The sequence below is a fragment of the Serratia sp. DD3 genome, assembly GCF_000496755.2.
Genome location: NZ_AYKS02000028.1, coordinates 1 through 1,037, shown reverse-complemented (window position 1 = coordinate 1,037; position 1,037 = coordinate 1). Strand labels below are relative to the sequence as shown.

Sequence of the window (1,037 nt, the reverse complement as noted above, 5' to 3'; positions counted from 1 at the left end):
CCCCCCACCAGTAAGGCACTACTGGCCCCGCCGATAAACGACCACACATAACCCCGTTTATCCGCTGGTGGCGGTGGTGATGGGGGTAGCGATGATGGAGGTAGCGGTGATTGAGGTAAGGGTGTTGATGGGGGTAGTGATGATGTTGGCGGCGGTTCCGGCAGCGATTGGGCAACATACACCAGCGATTGATGACCGCTCAGTTCAGTCTCCGGCTCTGCCGTGACGGCTTGTGGCGGCAGAGCCACCGTCGGCTCAGATTGCTCTTCATGGGGGGAATTTTCCAACCGGGTAATGGCCTGCTTGACCTGATTCAACAACCCGTCCATGCGGCTGGCCTGTTTCAGTTCATGGCGCGCCAGCGCCTCACAAAAGCTGTTCAGCCCTTTCTCCGCCTGATACAACGCCGGCAATTCATCACGGGTATCCAGGGGAAAGGTGCGCAACACCGCCTGTAAACGAGGGCTAAGCCCGGCGATGATTTCTATCCGCGCATGGCTATGCCCCGGCCACATCACCGCCCATTGATAACTCACCAGCGCATCAAGCAGCGCCAGCCCTTCGTTAAACCCCACCACCCCGGCGATATGGGTACGTGCAAGGGTATACCAGGCAGCGGTCTGCAGCTCGACGCCATTTTGTTCAAACAGCCGCAGGCACAGGGTTTCCGCCTGCTTCCAGTTCACATCTGGCCGAGCCGGATGGGAAAGCTTCATCATCTCATCCCGTAGCGCAGCATAATCCGCCAGGGCGCGCGGGTCACCGCCGTTTTTAAGTTGTTTGCGTGTATTCATGTGACAAGCTCCCTCTGTTCTCAATAACTACACTTACTATCACTTCACACTAAGCATCAGGGTGGTGAAAGTGAAGCGCAACGCCGACACGTCGTGAACCCATCCTTGAGGGCGCGTATCACGCGTCCCAGCGAGGGGTGATCGGCTAAGGTGCATCACTCACACCTGTAATACGATGACAACCATCTGTTCCCAAAGAACATTAATCAATAAAGTGACTGGCTATCCATAAACTGTTGCTGA

At 56.1% G+C, this 1,037-nt stretch carries 1 protein-coding gene; it reads right to left on the bottom strand.

All coding sequences use genetic code 11. The features are described 5' to 3' along the window. A partial coding sequence (locus tag IO95_RS04055; RefSeq protein ID WP_200874150.1) for a type VI secretion system ImpA family N-terminal domain-containing protein occupies nucleotides 1-794 on the bottom strand: 794 nt, incomplete at its 3' end. Between the last annotated feature and the right edge of the window lie 243 nt (nucleotides 795-1,037).